8 protein-coding genes are annotated in these 19418 nt (G+C 62.1%); 6 read left to right on the forward strand and 2 right to left on the reverse strand.

The window, feature by feature from the left end:
* Positions 1 to 193 precede the first annotated feature (193 nt).
* Positions 194 to 865: a polysaccharide lyase family 7 protein gene (locus tag ACIPOO_RS07995; RefSeq protein WP_274131773.1), complete on the forward strand. Its 672-nt coding sequence runs from the start codon at positions 194 to 196 to the stop codon at positions 863 to 865.
* Between the two features lie 162 nt (positions 866 to 1027).
* On the opposite strand, the gene putP is transcribed toward ACIPOO_RS07995, so the two are convergent.
* Positions 1028 to 2512, reverse strand: coding sequence for a sodium/proline symporter PutP (putP, locus tag ACIPOO_RS08000; protein WP_400605713.1), 1485 nt, complete (start codon positions 2510 to 2512; stop codon positions 1028 to 1030).
* Between the two features lie 344 nt (positions 2513 to 2856).
* On the opposite strand from putP, the gene putA reads away from it, so the two are divergent.
* Positions 2857 to 6810 carry a trifunctional transcriptional regulator/proline dehydrogenase/L-glutamate gamma-semialdehyde dehydrogenase gene (putA, locus tag ACIPOO_RS08005; RefSeq protein ID WP_400605715.1) on the forward strand — a complete coding sequence of 1318 codons (3954 nt, stop codon included), beginning with the start codon at positions 2857 to 2859 and terminating at the stop codon, positions 6808 to 6810.
* Between the two features lie 974 nt (positions 6811 to 7784).
* Positions 7785 to 9587, forward strand: a complete 1803-nt coding sequence (locus ACIPOO_RS08010) for an acyl-CoA dehydrogenase (RefSeq protein WP_400605718.1) — start codon at positions 7785 to 7787, stop codon at positions 9585 to 9587.
* A gap of 7 nt (positions 9588 to 9594) precedes the next feature.
* Here ACIPOO_RS08010 and ACIPOO_RS08015 read toward each other — a convergent pair whose 3' ends face one another.
* A complete protein-coding gene (locus tag ACIPOO_RS08015) occupies positions 9595 to 12129 on the reverse strand; it encodes a dermonecrotic toxin domain-containing protein (RefSeq protein WP_400605721.1) in 2535 nt (844 codons plus the stop codon).
* Positions 12130 to 12389: 260 nt separating this feature from the next.
* Between ACIPOO_RS08015 and ACIPOO_RS08020 the strand changes: the two genes are divergently transcribed.
* From ACIPOO_RS08020 to selO, 3 genes are read left to right on the forward strand one after another with little or no spacing between them, the layout of a single operon-like run.
* On the forward strand, positions 12390 to 14132 hold the full coding sequence (locus ACIPOO_RS08020) for a potassium/proton antiporter (protein WP_274131779.1): 1743 nt from the start codon (positions 12390 to 12392) through the stop codon (positions 14130 to 14132).
* Positions 14133 to 14168: 36 nt separating this feature from the next.
* A complete protein-coding gene (mscK, locus tag ACIPOO_RS08025; RefSeq protein WP_400605724.1) occupies positions 14169 to 17561 on the forward strand; it encodes a mechanosensitive channel MscK in 3393 nt (1130 codons plus the stop codon).
* A gap of 48 nt (positions 17562 to 17609) precedes the next feature.
* Positions 17610 to 19073, forward strand: a complete 1464-nt coding sequence (gene selO, locus ACIPOO_RS08030) for a protein adenylyltransferase SelO (protein WP_400605726.1) — start codon at positions 17610 to 17612, stop codon at positions 19071 to 19073.
* The last annotated feature ends 345 nt before the right edge of the window (positions 19074 to 19418 follow it).

A 19418-nucleotide genomic window follows, 5' to 3' on the forward strand; every position in this document is an offset into this window, starting at 1 on the left:
ACAAGCCGACTAACGGTATCTCCTCTAACAGCCCCACCCAAACGGATAGAGCGAGGAAATAGCGGCCTTTTGACTGTATCCGTTCGACGGAATCACATTAACAAAGCAGGCCCCCATACGTATAAGGAGCACCCCTGAAACCCTTGCGCCAGACACGTTTACTGGCAATGAGACATATCGGACAGCATACACAATGATTGATCTGGGATCGTGGAATCTGAGCATTCCAGTGGGCTCGCCCCCCGCTACCATCGAAACGAAGAAGCTCGTCCAGGGATACGACGACAAATATTTCAAATCCGGCTCGTCGAACGTCACTTTCTGGGCTCCGGTCACCGGCGCCAAGACTGCCAACGCCATCTACCCGCGTACCGAACTGCGCGAAACCTTCTCTGACGGCACCCTGCGCAACTGGTCCTACACCGACGCCGACAATTTCCTCAATGCCAAGCTCAAGGTGCTGCAGGTGCCCTCCTCGGGGCGCGTGGTGATCGGCCAGATTCACGTCTACGAAAGCACCCAGCCACTGCTGAAGGTCGAATACCAGTACCGCGACGCAACCAAGGACGGCGCCATTGTGGCCAAGGTGCGATTTCATCCCACCGACAAGAAAGCGCGGATTTTCACCGTGGCCGAGGGCATCCCCCTCAATGAAACCTTCAATTACGAAATCCACCTGAACAAGGCCGGCTTATTGACCGTCAAGGCAGGGAACATGGCCTGGTACGACCGCATCAGCGCCACCTGGAGCAAGGAGCAGCTGTACTTCAAGGCCGGCGTGTACACCCAGGACAACACCGGGTACACCAGCGAAGGCGGAAAGACGATGTTTTTCAACCTGGATATCGACCACCGCAAGACCTGAAAACACCTCACAACCTGTAGGAGCGCGCTTGCCCGCGATGGCAGTGTGTCAGGCCACTCATGGATATCTGACACACCGTAATCGCGGGCAAGCGCGCTCCTACAGCAAAGAAAAAAGCCCGCGCTCCTTGCGAGGCGCGGGCTTTCTTTATAAGCAGCTGGTTTAAGCCGCCTTGTACTCTTTCTCAGCCGCCTCAAACCGCGCCTGCATACCCGGCGTCGGCCCTTTGCCCGTCAGGCTGAACACCACGATGGCAATGCTGGCGAAGATGAAGCCCGGAATGATTTCGTACAGCCCCAGCAGTTCGAAATGCTTCCACAGCACCACCGTGATCGCACCCACCAGAATCCCGGCCAGCGCACCGTTGCGGGTCATGCCTTTCCAGATCACGGAAATCAGCACCACCGGCCCGAACGCTGCACCGAAGCCAGCCCAGGCGTAGCTCACCAGACCCAGCACGCGGTTTTCCGGGTTGGCGGCCAGCGCAATGGCGATCAGCGCCACCAGCAACACCATCGCCCGACCCACCCAGACCAGCTCAAGCTGCGAAGCGCCTTTGCGCAGGAAGGCCTTGTAGAAGTCCTCGGTCAGGGCACTGGAGCACACCAGCAACTGGCAGCTCAGGGTACTCATGACCGCCGCCAGAATGGCCGACAGCAATACACCAGCGATCCACGGGTTGAACAGGATCTTCGCCAGTTCGATGAACACCCGCTCGTGGTTTTCGGTTACCGGAACCGCCATGTCCGGGTGCGCCGAGAAATAGGCGATCCCGAAGAAGCCCACCGCCACGGTGCCGCCCAGGCACAGGATCATCCAGGTCATGGAGATACGGCGGGCGTTGGCAATCGACTTGACCGAATCCGCCGCCATGAAGCGCGCCAGGATATGCGGCTGGCCGAAGTAGCCCAGGCCCCAGCCCATCAGCGAAATGATGCCGATGAAGGTGGTGTTCTTGAGCATGTCGAAGTTGGCCGGATCTTTCGCTTCGATGGCCAGGAACGTGGTATCGACGCCGCCGGTGGCCAGCAGGACGATGATCGGCGTGAGGATCAGCGCGAAGATCATCAGGGTGGCCTGTACGGTATCCGTCCAGCTTACGGCCAGGAAACCGCCGATGAAGGTGTAGGCAATGGTCGCCGCAGCGCCCGCCCAAAGGGCCGATTCGTAGGACATGCCAAAGGTGCTTTCGAACAGGCGCGCGCCTGCGACGATGCCCGAGGCGCAGTAAATGGTGAAGAACACCAGGATCACGATCGCCGAAATCACCCGCAACAGACCGCTGTTGTCCTCGAAACGGCTGGAAAAGTAATCCGGCAGCGTCAGCGCGTCACCGTTGTGCTCGGTCTGCACCCGCAGGCGCCCCGCCACGAACAGCCAGTTCAGGTAGGCACCGACGATCAGGCCGATGGCGATCCAGCTTTCCGACAGGCCGGACATATAGATTGCGCCCGGCAAGCCCATCAGCAGCCAGCCGCTCATGTCCGAGGCACCGGCCGACAATGCGGTCACGACGCTGCCCAGGCTGCGGCCGCCGAGGATATAGTCCGAGAGGTTATTGGTGGATCGATAGGCCATCAGTCCGATCAGGACCATTGCCGCGATGTAGATCACGAAGGTGATCAGAGTTGGGTTACTGACGCTCATTGGGTGTCCATGCTTTATATTTTTATGGCAGGGGGCAACGGGTTGCACCAAGGGCGCGCATGCTAGACAGAATGGCAACCCAGGCGCAACCAGAAGATGAGAATCAGTTGCACCCGAATGGGCAAAAAAATGTAACCAACTGGTTTTATTAGCCTTTCGGAAAAGCGCCTCAGCACGCCGCAACGCCTGATTACAGGGGGCCAGCGCCCCACTTCGGGGCATGCGTGACGCTTTCTGAAATATTCGGAAAAAACAGGTTGCACCCGGTTGCACCCCGTCCGATGCGCAGATAATCTTGGCGGCAACGATAGCCACGCGAACAGTGGCTCCTATGAGGACAAGAAATGGCCACCACTACTCTGGGCGTCAAACTCGACGACCCGACCCGCGAGCGTTTGAAGGCAGCTGCGCAGTCCATTGACCGGACCCCGCACTGGCTCATCAAGCAGGCAATCTTCAATTACCTGGAAAAGCTCGAGAGTGGTGCAACCCTCAACGACCTCAATGGCCTGACCGGCAAGGATTCCGACGATCAGGGCGACCTGCCGGCCGACAATGGCCACCAGGCGTTCCTCGAATTCGCCGAAAGCATCCTGCCGCAGTCGGTGCTGCGCGCCGCGATCACTTCCGCCTACCGCCGCCCGGAACCCGAAGTGGTGCCGATGCTGCTGGAACAGGCTCGTCTGGCCCAGCCGATGGCCGACGCCACTCATAAACTGGCCGCCTCCATTGCCGAAAAACTGCGCAACCAGAAGAGCGCCGGTGGCCGTGCCGGCATCGTGCAGGGCCTGCTGCAGGAATTCTCATTGTCGTCCCAGGAAGGCGTGGCGCTGATGTGCCTGGCCGAAGCGCTGCTGCGCATCCCGGACAAAGGCACCCGCGATGCTCTGATCCGCGACAAGATCAGCACCGGCAACTGGCAACCGCACCTGGGCAACAGCCCGTCGCTGTTCGTCAACGCCGCCACCTGGGGCCTGCTGCTGACCGGCAAACTGGTCAGCACCCACAACGAGGCGGGCCTGACCTCTTCGCTGAGCCGCATCATCGGCAAGTCCGGCGAGCCGATGATCCGCAAGGGCGTCGACATGGCCATGCGCCTGATGGGCGAGCAATTCGTGACCGGCGAAACCATTGCCGAAGCCCTGGCCAACGCCAGCAAGTTCGAATCCAAAGGTTTCCGCTACTCCTACGACATGCTCGGCGAAGCCGCACTGACCGAGCACGACGCACAGAAATACCTGGCCTCGTACGAACAAGCCATCCACTCCATCGGCAAAGCCTCCCACGGCCGTGGGATCTACGAAGGTCCGGGCATTTCCATCAAGCTGTCGGCACTGCACCCGCGCTACAGCCGCGCCCAGTACGAGCGCGTGATGGAAGAGCTGTATCCACGCCTGCTGTCGCTGACCCTGCTGGCCAAGCAGTACGACATCGGCCTGAACATCGACGCCGAAGAGGCCGACCGCCTGGAGCTGTCGCTGGACCTGCTCGAACGCCTGTGTTTCGAACCGCAACTGGCGGGCTGGAACGGCATCGGCTTCGTGATCCAGGCCTACCAGAAGCGCTGCCCGTACGTGATCGACTACGTGATCGACCTGGCTCGTCGCAGCCGTCACCGCCTGATGATTCGCCTGGTGAAAGGCGCCTACTGGGACAGCGAGATCAAGCGCGCCCAGGTCGAAGGCCTGGAAGGCTATCCGGTCTACACCCGCAAGGTGTACACCGACGTTTCCTACATCGCCTGCGCACGCAAACTGCTGTCGGTGCCGGAAGTCATCTACCCGCAGTTCGCGACCCACAACGCCCACACGCTGTCGGCGATCTACCACATTGCCGGTCAGAACTATTACCCCGGCCAGTACGAATTCCAGTGCCTCCACGGCATGGGCGAGCCTTTGTACGAGCAGGTTGTAGGCAAAGTCGCCGATGGCAAGCTGAACCGTCCGTGCCGTGTGTACGCTCCGGTCGGCACCCACGAAACGCTGTTGGCCTACCTGGTGCGTCGCCTGCTGGAAAACGGCGCCAACACCTCGTTCGTCAACCGCATTGCCGATCAGTCGATCTCCATCCAGGAACTGGTGGCCGATCCGGTTTCCAGCATCGAGCGCATGGCCACCCAGGAAGGCGGCTTCGGTCTACCGCACCCGCGCATTCCATTGCCGCGTGACCTGTATGGCAGCGAGCGCGCCAACTCGGCGGGCATCGACATGGCCAACGAACACCGTCTGGCGTCGCTGTCCTCGGCCCTGCTGGCCACCGCCCACAACGACTGGAAAGCCCTGCCGACGCTGGCCCATCCGGTCAGTGCGGGCGCTGAAACCCCGGTGCTGAATCCGTCCGACCTACGTGATGTGGTCGGCCATGTGCAGGAAGCCAGCATCGAAGACGTCGACAATGCCCTGCTCGGCGCCCTGAGTGCCGGTCCGATCTGGCAAGCCACGCCGCCTGCCGAACGCGCCGCGATCCTGGAGCGTGCCGCCGACCTGATGGAAGCCGACATCCAGCCGCTGATGGGCCTGCTGGCCCGCGAAGCCGGCAAGACCTACGCCAACGCCATCGCCGAAGTGCGCGAGGCCGTGGACTTCCTGCGCTATTACGCCGTGCAGGCGCGCAACGATTTCAGCAACGACGCCCATCGCCCGCTGGGCCCTGTGGTGTGCATCAGCCCGTGGAACTTCCCGCTGGCCATCTTTAGCGGCCAGGTGGCTGCGGCACTGGCTGCGGGCAACCCGGTCCTGGCCAAGCCTGCCGAACAGACCCCGCTCGTCGCTGCCCAGGCCGTGCGTTTCCTGCTCGAAGCCGGTATCCCCGAAGGCGTGGTGCAACTGTTGCCCGGCCGTGGCGAGACCGTCGGTGCGCGCCTGGTCGGCGATGATCGCGTCAAGGGCGTGATGTTCACCGGCTCCACCGAAGTCGCCCGCCTGCTGCAACGCAACATCGCCGGTCGCCTGGATTCCCAGGGCCGTCCGATTCCGCTGATCGCCGAAACCGGTGGCCAGAACGCAATGATCGTCGACTCCTCGGCGCTGACCGAACAAGTGGTCATCGACGTGGTGTCCTCGGCGTTCGACAGCGCCGGTCAGCGCTGCTCAGCCCTGCGCGTACTGTGCTTGCAGGAAGATTCCGCCGACCGTGTCATCGAAATGCTCAAGGGCGCCATGGCCGAAAGCCGCCTGGGCAACCCCGAGCGCCTGTCCGTGGACATCGGCCCGGTGATCGACGCCGAAGCCAAGGCAGGCATCGAGAAACACATTCAGGCCATGCGCGACAAAGGCCGTAACGTTTACCAGGTCGCCATCGCCGACAGCGACGAAATCAAGCGCGGCACCTTCGTGATGCCGACCCTGATCGAGCTGGAAAGCTTCGACGAGCTGCAGCGTGAAATCTTCGGCCCGGTCCTGCACGTGGTGCGCTACAAGCGCAAGGAACTGGATCAGTTGATCGCCCAGATCAATGCGTCGGGCTACGGCCTGACCCTGGGTGTACACACCCGCATCGACGAGACCATCGCCAAGGTGATCGACTCGGTGAACGCGGGCAACATGTACGTCAACCGCAACATCGTGGGTGCGGTGGTCGGGGTGCAACCGTTCGGCGGCGAAGGCCTGTCGGGGACCGGCCCGAAAGCCGGTGGCCCGCTGTACCTGTATCGTCTGCTGTCGACGCGTCCTGCCGATGCCGTGCAGAAATCCTTCGCGCTGCGTGACGCCGGGACTACACCGGACACCCGCATGCGCGACGTGCTGCTCAAGCCACTGACCGCCCTGCAAGCCTGGGCTGCGAGCCAGCAACTGGCGGATCTGGAAGTGGTGATCTCGCAGTTTGCCGAGCAGTCGCAAAGCGGCGTCACTCGCCAACTGGCGGGCCCGACCGGCGAGCGCAACAGCTACAGCATCCTGCCCCGCGAGCACGTGCTGTGCCTGGCGGAAGATGAGGCCGACTTGCTGACGCAACTGGCTGCGGTCCTGGCGGTTGGCAGCACTGCCATCGTGCCGGACAACGAACTGAGCAAGCCGCTGTTCAAACGCCTGCCAAAAGAAGTTCAGGCGCGGGTCAAGCTGGTGGGCGACTGGAACAAGGACGACGTGCTGATCGAAGCCGTACTGCACCACGGCGACTCCGACCAGTTGCGCGTCATCTGCGAGCAAGTCGCCCAACGCAACGGCGCCATCGTGGGTGTGCACGGCCTGTCCAAAGGCGAAACCAGCATCGCGCTGGAACGCCTGGTGATCGAACGCGCGCTGAGCGTAAACACCGCGGCAGCAGGTGGTAACGCAAGCCTGATGACGATTGGCTAACCCCCCCCGATAAAACGCAATAACACCGTAGCAGTCCGGCTTGCCGGCGACAGCGCCCACAAAATCGCTCCCGCCGGCAAGCCGTGCTGCTACAGGTGACCTAAACCAATCTCTGTAGGAGCGCGCTTGCCCGCGACGGCGTCGGGTCAGACGCCACTGCGGTGTCTGCACTGACGCAGTCGCGGGCAAGCGCGCTCCTACACATCCTGCGGCGCTTCGACCATTCGCGCCCAACCCCACCCACCGTAGCAGTCCGGCTTGCCGGCGGGACCACCCTCAAAATCGCCCCCGCCGGCGAGCCGTGCTGCTACGGATCATCTACCTCAACCTCTGTAGGAGCGCGCTTGCCCGCGACAGGGCCAGGTCAAATACCCCTGCGTTGTCTGCCCCGACGTAATCGCGGGCAAGCGCGCTCCTACACGCTCTGCGGCGCTTCGACCATTTGCGCCCAACCCCACCCACCGTAGCAGCACGGCTTGCCGGCGGGACCACCCTCAAAATCGCCCCCGCCTCCAAGCCATACTCAGATAGACAATCGGCCCCGATCGCTGTGGGAGCGCGCTTGCCCGCGATTGCGTTGGGTCAGACGCCATTGCGGAATATGTGTTGACGCAATCGCGAGCAAGCTCACTCCTACAGGTTCTGCGGACGTTCGACCATTCGCGCCCAACCCCACCCACCGTAGCAGTCCGGCTTGCCGGCGACAGCGCACTCAAAATCGCCCCCGCCTCCAAGCCATACTCATATAGACAATCGGCCACGATCTCTGTGGGAGCGGGCTTGCCCGCGAAGGCGTCGTGCCAGCCATCATTGCAATACATGTGTTGACGCAATCGCGGGCAAGCGCGCTCCTACGGGTTTGGCGGTGTTTGAGCGGCCTGCGTTCTACCCCCCCATCACCCAAATCAATCTTGCTACCCACCCCACTCTCACCCTCCTAGACTCGGCAGCACTTCAATGAAAGGTACGCCGCCATGTCCGAGATGCTGCTCAGTTCCCGCAATCTGGCTTTCGAGCTGTATGAGGTGCTGGACGCCGAGGCGCTGACTCGGCGGGAGCGTTTTGCCGAGCACAGTCGGGAGACGTTTGACGCGGCGATCACGACGGCGCGGACCATTGCCGAGAAGTTCTTTGCCCCGCATAACCGCAAGAACGATGAAAACGAGCCGCGCTACGAGAACGGCGAGGCGGTTTTGATTCCGGAGGTCAAACCTGCGGTGGATGCGTTTCTCGAGGCGGGTTTTCTCAATGCCGCTCGCGGTTTCGAAGACGGCGGTATGCAGCTGCCGACGCTGCTGTCTCAGGCCTGTTTTGCGCATTTTCAGGCGGCCAACGCGGCTTCTGCGTCCTACCCTTTCCTGACCATGGGCGCGGCGAACCTGATCGAGAACTTCGGCAGCGAGGAGCAAAAGCGCCGCTTCCTGCAGCCGATGATCGAGGGCCGGTTCTTTGGCACCATGGCCCTGACCGAGCCCCACGCCGGCTCGTCCCTGTCGGACATCCGCACCCGCGCCGAGCCCGCAGCAGACGGCAGCTATCGCCTGCGCGGCAACAAGATCTTTATTTCAGGCGGCGACCATCCGCTGTCGGAGAACATCGTCCATCTGGTGCTGGCCAAGCTGCCGGACGCGCCTGCCGGAGTGAAGGGGATTTCGCTGTTCATCGTGCCGAAATTCCTGGTCAACGACGACGGCAGCCTTGGGCCGCGCAACGATGTGCTGCTGGCCGGGCTGTTCCACAAGATGGGCTGGCGCGGCACCACGTCCACCGCGCTGAATTTCGGCGACAACGGCAACTGCACGGGCTATCTGATCGGCAAGCCGCACCAGGGTCTGAGCTACATGTTTCAGATGATGAACGAGGCGCGCATCGGCGTCGGTATGGGCGCGGTGATGCTCGGCTATGCCGGTTACCTGTACTCACTGGACTACGCCCGCGAACGCCCGCAAGGCCGGCTTCCCGAAAGCAAGAACCCGGAAAGCGCGCAGGTTTCGATCATCCAGCATGCCGACGTCAAACGCATGCTGCTGACTCAGAAAGCCTATGTCGAAGGTGCGTTCGATCTGGGCCTGTATGCCGCCCGTCTGTTCGACGACACGCAAACCGGTGAAACCGCGGAGCAGCGCACCCAGGCCCATGAGCTGCTGGACCTGCTCACGCCCATCGTCAAATCCTGGCCATCGGAGTTTTGCCTCAAGGCCAACGAGCTGGCGATCCAGATCCTCGGCGGTCACGGCTACACCCGCGAGTACCCGGTGGAGCAGTACTACCGCGACAACCGCCTGAACCCGATCCACGAAGGCACCCACGGCATTCAGTCGCTTGACCTGCTGGGGCGCAAGCTGGCGCAGAACGGCGGCGCCGGGCTCAAACAACTGCTGCGTCTCATTGCAGCCACCTGTGAGTGTGCGCAGCAGCACCAGAACCTCGACTCGTTGCGTGAGCCGCTGGAAAAGATCGTCGCCAACCTGCAAGTGGTCACGCTGGCACTGCTGACCGACCTGGCCCAAGGCAAAGTCACGAGCACACTGGCCAACTCGGCGCTGTATCTAAAAGCCTTCGGCCATACCGTGATCGGCTGGCGTTGGCTGGAGCAGGCGATTCGCGCCCAGGAGGGTCTGAATGCAGGCAACGAAACCGACGCCGACTTCTACCGGGGCAAGCTGCAAGCGGCGCGCTACTTCCTGACATGGGAAGTGCCAGCCTGCCACCACGAGCTTGCGATTCTGCAAGCCCGTGACGATGTCTGCCTCTCAATGCCGGACAGCGGTTTCTGACCCTGCGTTATGGCTGGAGCGGAAAGAACCTGTCCACCAGCCCCTTCGCGTCGGGTCCTAGTCTCGCGGCATAGTGCGCCCGGTTGAAAGGCAGGCCGGTGCGCATGTCATAGACAGTACCCGCCACTCGCTCCGGAGTGATCTGTTTGAGCTGCACATTTACAAAGCGATAGCGGTTGCCGGCCACTTCCTGGATACGCTGGATTTCAAAGTAGTTGCCGGGCACGAACACCGACTCGACTTCTTCAGGGCTGACAGAAAAGGGACTGATGGGCGTGGCGGTGAGGTATTGCCGTTCAGGAAGCTCGAAGACCACTGAGGTGTCATCGAAGGTAATGCTGCCATGATAGGTGTCCGAGGCGGCGCCGCCTTGGCTGCTGGAAAACACCCGGGCGATGTACGGATTTTCACTGAACGAGGTGATGTCGGTGTTGACCAGCACATCGCCGGGCTTGAACCTGCCGTCGCGAAAGGCTCGGCCTGACGTTCCCCGTTGACCGCTGCCGCCTCGATAGAGCGCGACATCGTTGTTGGGCGCGATCTCCGAAAGATCCTCCAGCAGACGGCTGAGCGCGCCGATCTGATCCCGCCCAGTACCCGTCCCGGTGCGCAGGAAAATGTTGTAGGCGTCTTCATCCTGGGTGTATTGCGAGATGACTCCGCCATACCAGTCGTTCCCGGCCCTGAACACTCGGTGTATCTCGCCGCTGCGATCAATCACGGCGCTCTCGCCGTCGGTGTCGGAAAAGACTATTTGCCAGTGTTCGGCATCGTAGACATCGATCACCGATGCCTGACGCTGGTTACCCAGTGCAGACAAGCGACGCTCTTGCGGCAGGTTGAACTGCATGTGGACGTCCCAGAAATCCGACGAGACTGTCTCGAAAGATCGAGCTACGGCGCGAGCTTGCCCCGCATGCGCGGTGCCTTCCATCCCGCCCTTCAAGCCTAGCGCTGAGACCAGCTCCCATTGGTCCGCGTCATTCAGGCGCACCATCTGTGCGCCGCGAAACGAAAACGGCTCCTGCGGCCTGACGATGTACCAGAGGTTCAGGTCCGCAACGTGCTGCACCCGAAAGGATCGACCATTCAGACGGATCCAGGTATCGCCGTTATCCATCACGTGAACGCCACGATAGCGGCTGTCACGGTGAGCAGCAGGGGCGTCCTCCAGAAGGGCGTCGCCTTCCAGGCTGTCGAGCGACACAACCTGATCCTCAACCTCATCCGGAATTGCCAAAACCGGCCGACGCAGGTCCGTCAGCAACGGCAGGTTGAGGAGTAGGTAAATCGAATTGGCGATGGCACCCACCACGCCCGCCTTGCGTAAACGCGGCGTGCGTCCATTGATCGCCTGGTCAATGTTCAGCCCGACATTCGCAATCCCCGCCCCCACCATGCTCAAGGCCAAGGGCCAGCCGATAGGTGCAAATGCACCAAGGACCTGGATGAACGCGCCCAGATATCCAATCCACATTGCCTTGCGCAGGCTGGCATTGCTGGTCAATTGTTGATGCACGTCTTCGCGCATTTCCTGGCGCGCACGGTCCCGCAACTGCGAGAACACATCCGTCGATCCAGTGGGCACGACGCGCTCCTGACCCAGCGCCCGATCTCCCAGCCCTTTGAGTATTTTCGTAAATGACGCCCGGCCCGCTTCATCCCGTACAAAACGCGACACCAGCGCCGCCTTCGTCGCCGGGTCGGCCAACTGCGCCTTCAACCATCGGGTCAGGGCCAGATCATCGTCGAAGTACAAAAAGGCCGGCTGTTCGTCGGGGCAGTACAGGATTCGTCGCCCCTGTCGGGTCTTTATGCACAGCGTGTTGCGTGAAGGCGTGCCAGCAAGCTCGAACAGCCGGATCGACACCCCGTCCGCAGGGCGCGTGCCAGGCTGCAGCATCATCTTGGTCACGTGGGTATTCGTACCACCGGTGACCGCCATCAAGACCGTTCGAAAGTCTTGCGGTGTCATTTGCCGGTGACTGAGCGCCAGTCCCGCTGAAGACAGCAGCCGGGTCTTGACGAGCAGACTGAAACGCTCGGCGTGCTGATGCCAGAACACCTCCACTCGGTGCCTGCAGTCTGCGGCGAAATCCATCCTCCAGAAGTCCTGCAGTACCTGGCTGGGCAGCATCGGAACTTCGTTGTGCTCGTCGTATACCTGCTCGTCCGGCCCAACGGTGTAGAACCCGCCGTAGAGGTCAAGCTCGTCTGGAGCCTCTTGGTCGGCGGCATCGAAGCGATGCATCACCAGCTCGATCAGGGTCAGCGACTGATAGGGGCTACCGCTGTGCTCCCAGCCTGTAAAGGTTCGAGCGCTGTTCATTGCATTCTTGAAGCGATGCCAGTACAGGGTCGTCGGGTCCAGGCTTTGCCCGGTGTGTTTATGGATGATCGTGCGCGCAGCCTCATACGCCAGCGCACGAATATCGGGATAGTTTTTCATGAAGGCTGCAGCGTCCTGATGGAGCTGCTGTCCGGCCCGGTTTTCGATTGGCTGCAATGGCAGGGCTGGGTTGATGCCAGTATCGGACTGCATGACTTGTCATCCTTGTTGGAGAAAGTCATGCACGTAATCAGTTTGTGCAGATCAACATGCGGTAACTATTTACTTTGACTGCCGCTGTCGGACGCTGAGCACCGCACCTATGCCCCCACAACCAAGGGACGGTCGACAAAGCTTTGACAGCCAGCCGATTCAACGGGTTAAATCCCTTGGCACGCGGACTGCATGGTCGGTCACCGGCTTATGTGTATCGCGTTTTGCATTTATTTCTGCTTTTGTCTGGAGTACCGCCCTTGGATGCCACGACCATCAACAGCCTGTTCCTGATCGGCGCGTTGCTGGTGGGCGCAAGTATTCTGGTCAGTTCGCTGTCATCGCGTCTGGGCATCCCGATTCTGGTCATCATTCTGGCGGTCGGCATGGCGGCCGGTGTCGATGGCGGCGGCATCATCTTCGACAACTACCCGACGGCTTATCTGGTCGGCAACCTGGCACTGGCGGTGATCCTCCTCGACGGCGGATTGCGCACGCGGGTGGCAAGTTTCCGGGTGGCGCTGTGGCCTGCGCTGTCGCTGGCGACGGTGGGCGTGCTCATCACCACCGGGCTGACGGGCATGATCGCGGCCTGGCTGTTCGACCTGAACATCATCCAGGGCCTTTTGATCGGCGCCATCGTTGGCTCCACGGACGCGGCGGCGGTGTTCTCGCTGCTGGGCGGCAAGGGCCTGAACGAACGGGTCACGGCCAGCCTTGAAATCGAATCTGGCAGCAATGACCCGATGGCGGTGTTTCTCACCGTCACGCTGATCGACATGCTGTCCAGCGGCCAGACCGGCCTGCACTGGAGCCTGCTGGGGCATCTGATTCAGGAATTCGGCATCGGCAGCATTCTGGGCCTGGGCGGCGGCTGGCTGATGCTGCAACTGGTCAACCGGATCAACCTGGCCAACGGCCTGTATCCGATTCTGGTGATCGCCGGGGGCCTGGCGGTCTTCGCGTTGACCAACGCCATTCACGGCAGCGGCTTTCTGGCCGTCTACCTGTGCGGTCTGGTGCTGGGCAACAAGCCGATTCGCAGCCGCCACGGCATCCTGCACATGCTCGACGGCATGGCGTGGCTGGCGCAGATCGGCATGTTCCTGGTGCTGGGCCTGTTGGTCACGCCTCACGATCTGCTGCCGATTGCCGTGCCTGCGCTGGGCCTGGCCCTGTGGATGATTCTGGTGGCGCGGCCGCTGTCGGTACTCGCCGGCTTGCTGCCGTTTCGGGTGTTCCATGGCCGCGAAAAGGCCTTTATCGCCTGGGTCGGCCTGCGCGGCGCGGTGCCGATCATTCTGGCGGTGTTCCCGCTGATGGCCGGGCTGCCTCAGGCGCAGCTGTTCTTCAACCTGGCGTTCTTTATCGTGCTGGTGTCGCTGCTGGTGCAGGGCACGAGCCTGCCGTGGATGGCCAAGTGGCTGAAGGTGACGGTTCCGCCTGATCCTGCTCCGATCTCCCGCGCGGCGCTGGAAGTTCACGTGACCAGCGAGTGGGAACTGTTCGTTTATCGACTCGGTGCGGAGAAATGGTGCATCGGTGCGGCCCTTCGTGAGCTGAAAATGCCCGAAGGCACCCGGATCGCCGCCCTGTTTCGCGGCCAGCAACTGCTCCATCCGTCGGGTAGTACGGTGCTGGAGACCGGTGACCTGCTGTGCGTGATCGGCCACGAACACGACCTTCCGGCACTGGGCAAGCTGTTCAGCCAGGCACCGCAGCGTGGTCTGGATCTGCGCTTCTTCGGTGACTTTGTCCTCGAGGGAGACGCTCAGCTCGGGGCTGTCGCGGCTTTGTACGGTCTGAAACTCGACGGCCTGGATTCGAATATGCCGCTGAGCCAGTTCATCATTCAGAAGAATCGCGGCGAGCCAATCGTCGGCGACCAGATCGAATGGAACGGAACTATTTGGACAGTTGCAGTGATGGAGGGGAACAAGATCCTCAAAGTGGGCGTCAGATTCCCCGAAGGAAGCCGCCCGGGTCCCGGGTTGTTCCTCTAAACTGCTCCCCTTTCCTGATTGTTCGACCCGGTGTCTATGTTCTCGCTGCGTACCTTTCTTGCCCCAGCCTTGCTGGGGCTTTGCCTGTCCAACGTCCCGGCTCACGCCGCCGACACGCCCCCACCGTCCAGCGAAGCCGTTCAGCAGAGCCTGGACAAGATCGCCGACCGCAAACTGTCGCCCGATGACCAGAAAGCCCTGCAACAGGTGCTGGAGCAGACGCTCACGTTCCTGGCCAGCCAGAAGGACAACCAGCGCAAGCTCGAAGACCTGAAGAAGCAGCTGGCCGACGCGCCGAAACAGACGGTAGACAATCAGAAAGAACTGACACGCCTGAAGGGCATCCGCCAGATACCGGTGGCCCAGCGCTACGCCAACATGGACGTGCCGGCCCTCGAGCAGTTGCTCAGCCAGCGCAGCGCCCAGCAGGCCGACCTGCAGAAAGCCCTGAACGACGCCAACAGCCTGACGATCACCGCCCAGACCCGCCCCGAGCGTGCGCAGGCGGAAATCAGCAGCAGCCAGACGCGCATGCAGACCATCAGCGGCATTCTCAAGTCCGGCAAGGATGGCAGCAAAGCCATCAGCGCCGACCAGCGCAACCAGCTCAATGCAGAACTGGCCTCGATCAACGCGCTGATCGCCCTGCGTCGCCAGGAACTGGCCGGCAACAGCCAGTTGCAGGACCTGGGCGGCAGCCAGCGTGACCTGTTGACCGAAAAAGTCGCCCGCCAGGACCAGGAAATCCAGGACCTGCAAACGCTGATCAACGACAAGCGCCGCGCACAGTCCCAGGAAACCGTGACGCAGTTGTCCATCGAGGCACAAAAAGCTGGCGGCAGCAGCCTGCTGGCGACCGAAAGCGCGACCAACCTCAAGCTCTCGGACTACCTGCTGCGCGGCACCGACCGCCTCAACGAACTGACTCAGCAGAACCTCAAGACCAAGACCCAGCTGGACGCCATCACCCAGACCGACGCGGCGATGGACGAGCAGATCAACGTGCTCAGCGGCAGCCTGCTGCTGTCCAAGATTCTCTATAAACAGAAACAGGCGCTGCCCAAGCTCAAGCTCGACAGCGGCCTGGCGGACGAAATCGCCGACATTCGCCTGTATCAGTTCGAGGTCAACCAGCAGCGCGAGCAGATGAGCAACCCTGCCAGCTACGTCGACACCCTGCTGGCCACCCAGAAGCCCGAGGACGTGACCCCGGCGCTGCGCAAGACCCTGCTGGACCTGGCCACCACCCGCAGCGACCTGCTCGAACGCCTGAACCGCGAACTGAGCGCCCTGCTCAACGAGTCCATCACCCTGCAACTCAACCAGAAGCAACTGGTCAGCACGGCCACCAGCCTGCGCCAGACCCTGGACGAGCAGATGTTCTGGATTCCCAGCAACAAGCCGCTGGACCTTGAGTGGTTCCAACGGGTGCAGCCACGCCTGATGAAGCAGATCACCACGCTGCCGTGGACGTCCACCGTCAGCGAACTGGGCGACGGCCTGAGCCAGCGCCCGCTGATATTCCTGCCGCTGTTGCTGGTCATCGGCGCCTTGATGTGGAAGCGCAAGGCGCTGTACGCCAAGCTCAATCGCCTGCATGGTGACATCGGCCATTTCAAGCGCGACAGGCAGTGGCAGACGCCGTTGGCGATCTTCATCAACATCCTGCTGGCCATGCCCCTGTCCCTGGCACTGGCCTTGTGCGCGCTGGCGCTGCAGATCGACGCCCGGGAGCAGAACGTCAATCTGGGCGCGGCGCTGATGCAGATTTCCCTGGCCTGGCTGGTGTTCTACACCGCCTACCGTATCCTCGCGCCGGGCGGCGTGGCGCAGTTGCACTTCCGTTGGGAAAAGCCACAGGTCGAGTTTCTGCGTGGCTGGATCCGGCGCATGGGCCTGGTGGTACTGGCGCTGGTCACCGTGGTGGCCGTGGCCGAGCATGAGCCCTCCGCGCTGGCCGACGATGTGATCGGCATCGCCGTGGTCCTGACCTGCTACGCCATGATGACCTGGCTGCTGGCCAAGCTGCTGCTGACCAGCCCCACGCACCAGAACGCCTCGCTGTTCCGCCGCGCCGTGGGCCTGGCGTTTACCGCGCTGCCCATCGCGCTGTTCCTGGCGGTGTGCTTTGGCTACTACTACACCGCGCTGAAACTCAGCGACCGGCTGATCGACACCCTGTACCTGATGATGCTGTGGCTGGTCATCGAAGCGGCGTTCGTGCGCGGCCTGGGCGTCGCGGCACGCCGTCTGGCCTACAACCGCGCGCTGAGCAAACGCCAGGCGGCCAAGGAAGCCGGCGAAGGCGAAGTGCTGGTCGAAGAGCCGACGCTGGACATCGAGCAGGTCAACCAGCAGTCGCTGCGCCTGATCCGCCTCGCGCTGATCGGCGGCTTCATCGGCGCGCTGTATCTGGTCTGGGCCGACCTGATCACGGTGTTCTCGTACTTGGACAACATCACCCTGTACGAATACACCAGCGGCACCGGCGCCAACATGAGCATGGTGCCCATCAGCCTGGGCGACCTGATCGGTGCGCTGGTCATCATCGGCATCACCTTCGTGCTGGCGGGTAACCTGCCGGGCCTGCTGGAAGTGTTCGTGCTGTCGAAACTGAACCTCAAGCAGGGCAGTTCCTACGCGACCACTACCCTGCTTTCCTACATCATTGCGGGCGTCGGCTTTGTCTCCACACTGTCGGCACTGGGCGTGAGCTGGGACAAATTGCAGTGGCTGGTGGCTGCGCTGTCGGTCGGCCTGGGTTTCGGCATGCAGGAAATCTTCGCCAACTTCATCTCCGGCATCATGATCCTGTTCGAGCGTCCGGTGCGGATCGGCGACACCATCACCATCGGCAACCTGTCGGGCACCGTGAGCAAGATCCGCATCCGTGCGACCACCATCACCGACTTCGACCGCAAGGACATCATCGTCCCGAACAAGACGTTCATCACCGGACAGCTCATCAACTGGTCGCTGACCGACACCATCACCCGCGTGACCCTGAAACTGGGCGTGGATTACGGCTCGGACCTGGACCTGGTGCGCACTCTGCTGCTGCAGGCCGCCCATGACAGCCCGCGGGTGCTCAAGGAGCCGGAGCCGATCGTCTACTTCCTGAACTTCGGCGAAAGCACGCTGGACCACGAACTGCGCATGCACGTGCACGACCTCGGCGACCGTAACCCGGTGCTGGACGAGATCAACCGCTTCATCAACAAGGAGTTCAAGAAGCACAAGATCAACATCTCGTTCCGGCAGATGGAGGTCTACCTCAAGAACATGCAGGGCCAGGAATACAAGATGGTGCCCGTCGAACCCGAGCACAAGACCATCGCCCCGCCGCTGGTTGCACCGGCTTCGGCGCCCGCCGAGATCAAGCCTGCGCCTAAGGATGCCCCCGAGCCGCCGGAAGTCAAACTCGACTGACCCGGCAAATTCCAGCAGAGTAGTCATCTACTCTGCTGGAGCTGTCCCTTGAAAGCCCTCGACGAACTGACCTTCGATAACCGCTTCGCCCGCCTGGGCGACAGTTTTTCCACGTCCGTGCTGCCCGAGCCCATCGCCGAACCGCGGCTGGTGGTCGCCAGCGACGCGGCACTGGCGTTGCTGGACCTGGACCCTGCCCAGGCCGAAGAGCCGGTGTTCGCCGAGCTGTTCAGTGGCCACAAGCTGTGGGCCGAGGCCGATCCGCGGGCGATGGTCTATTCGGGCCACCAGTTCGGCTCCTACAACCCGCGCCTGGGCGATGGCCGAGGCTTGCTGCTGGGCGAGGTGTACAACGAGGCGGGCGAGCATTGGGACCTGCATCTGAAGGGTGCGGGGCAAACGCCCTATTCGCGCATGGGCGATGGCCGGGCCGTATTGCGCTCTTCGATCCGCGAATTTCTGGCCTCCGAGGCGCTGCATGCACTGGGTATCGCCACCAGCCGGGCCGCCTGCGTGATCGGCTCCAGTACGCTGGTGTGGCGCGAAACCCAGGAACGCGCGGCCATGGTTCTGCGCCTGGCCAAGAGCCACGTGCGTTTTGGCAGCTTCGAATACTTTTTCTACACCAAGCAGCACGAGCAGCTCAAAGAACTGGCCGACCACGTGCTGTCGCTGCACTACGCCGAGTGCATGGAACAGCCCGAGCCGTATCTGGCGATGTTCCGGGTGATCGTCGAGCGCCAGGCGGAAATGATCGCCAAATGGCAAGCCTACGGCTTCTGCCACGGCGTGATGAACACCGACAACATGTCGATTCTGGGCATCACCTTCGATTTCGGCCCGTTCGCGTTTCTGGACGACTTCGACCAGCATTTCGTCTGCAACCATTCCGACCACGAAGGCCGCTACTCCTTCAGCAATCAGGTGCCCATCGGCCAGTGGAACCTCAGCGCACTGGCCCAGGCGCTGACGCCTTTCGTCGAGGTCGAACCGCTGCGCGAAGCACTCGGGATGTTTCTGCCGCTTTACCAGGCCCACTATCTGGACCTGATGCGCCGCCGCCTGGGCCTGACCACCGCCGAAGACGACGACGCCGACCTGATCGCCCGCCTGCTGCAACTGATGCAGAACAGCGGCGTGGACTACAGTCTGTTCTTCCGCCGACTGGGTGAAGAGTCCGCCGATGTTGCCGTCAGCCGCCTGCGCGATGACTTCGTCGACATGCTGGGCTTCGATGCCTGGGGGCAAGCCTACCTGGCACGCATCGCCCGCGAACCCCAGACCACCCAGGACGAACGCCGCACCCGCATGCACGCGGTCAATCCGCTCTACGTGCTGCGCAACTACCTGGCCCAACGCGCCATCGAAGCCGCCGAACAAGGCGACTACAGCGAAGTGCGCCGCCTGCATCAAGTCCTGACCCGCCCGTTCGAAGAACATCCAGAAATGGACAGTTATGCACAGCGGCCACCGGATTGGGGCAAGCATCTGGAGATCAGTTGTTCGTCGTGAGCACCAAACGCCGTGCCGCTACGGATGACCGACACCAAACCCCTTAGGAGCGCGCTTGCCCGCGACAGGGCCAGGTCAGGCGCCGCTGCAATGTCTGTACCGACGCCATCGCGGGCAAGCGCGCTCCTACAGGTATTGCGGTGTTAGGGGATTTGGTTCAACACGCCCACAGTAGCAGCACGGCTTGCCGGCGGAAGCGCCCTCAAAATCGTCCCCGCCGGCAAGCCGTGCTGCTACGGGTGACATACACCCATTCCCGTAGGAGCGCGCTTGCCCGCGACAGGGCCAGGTCAGGCGCCACTGCAGTGTCTGTACCGACACCGTCGCGGGCAAGCGCGCTCCTAC

Origin of the sequence: Pseudomonas sp. NPDC090201, assembly GCF_044746825.1 — a bacterium.
GTDB classification, from domain to species: Bacteria; Pseudomonadota; Gammaproteobacteria; order Pseudomonadales; family Pseudomonadaceae; genus Aquipseudomonas; species Aquipseudomonas putida_AD.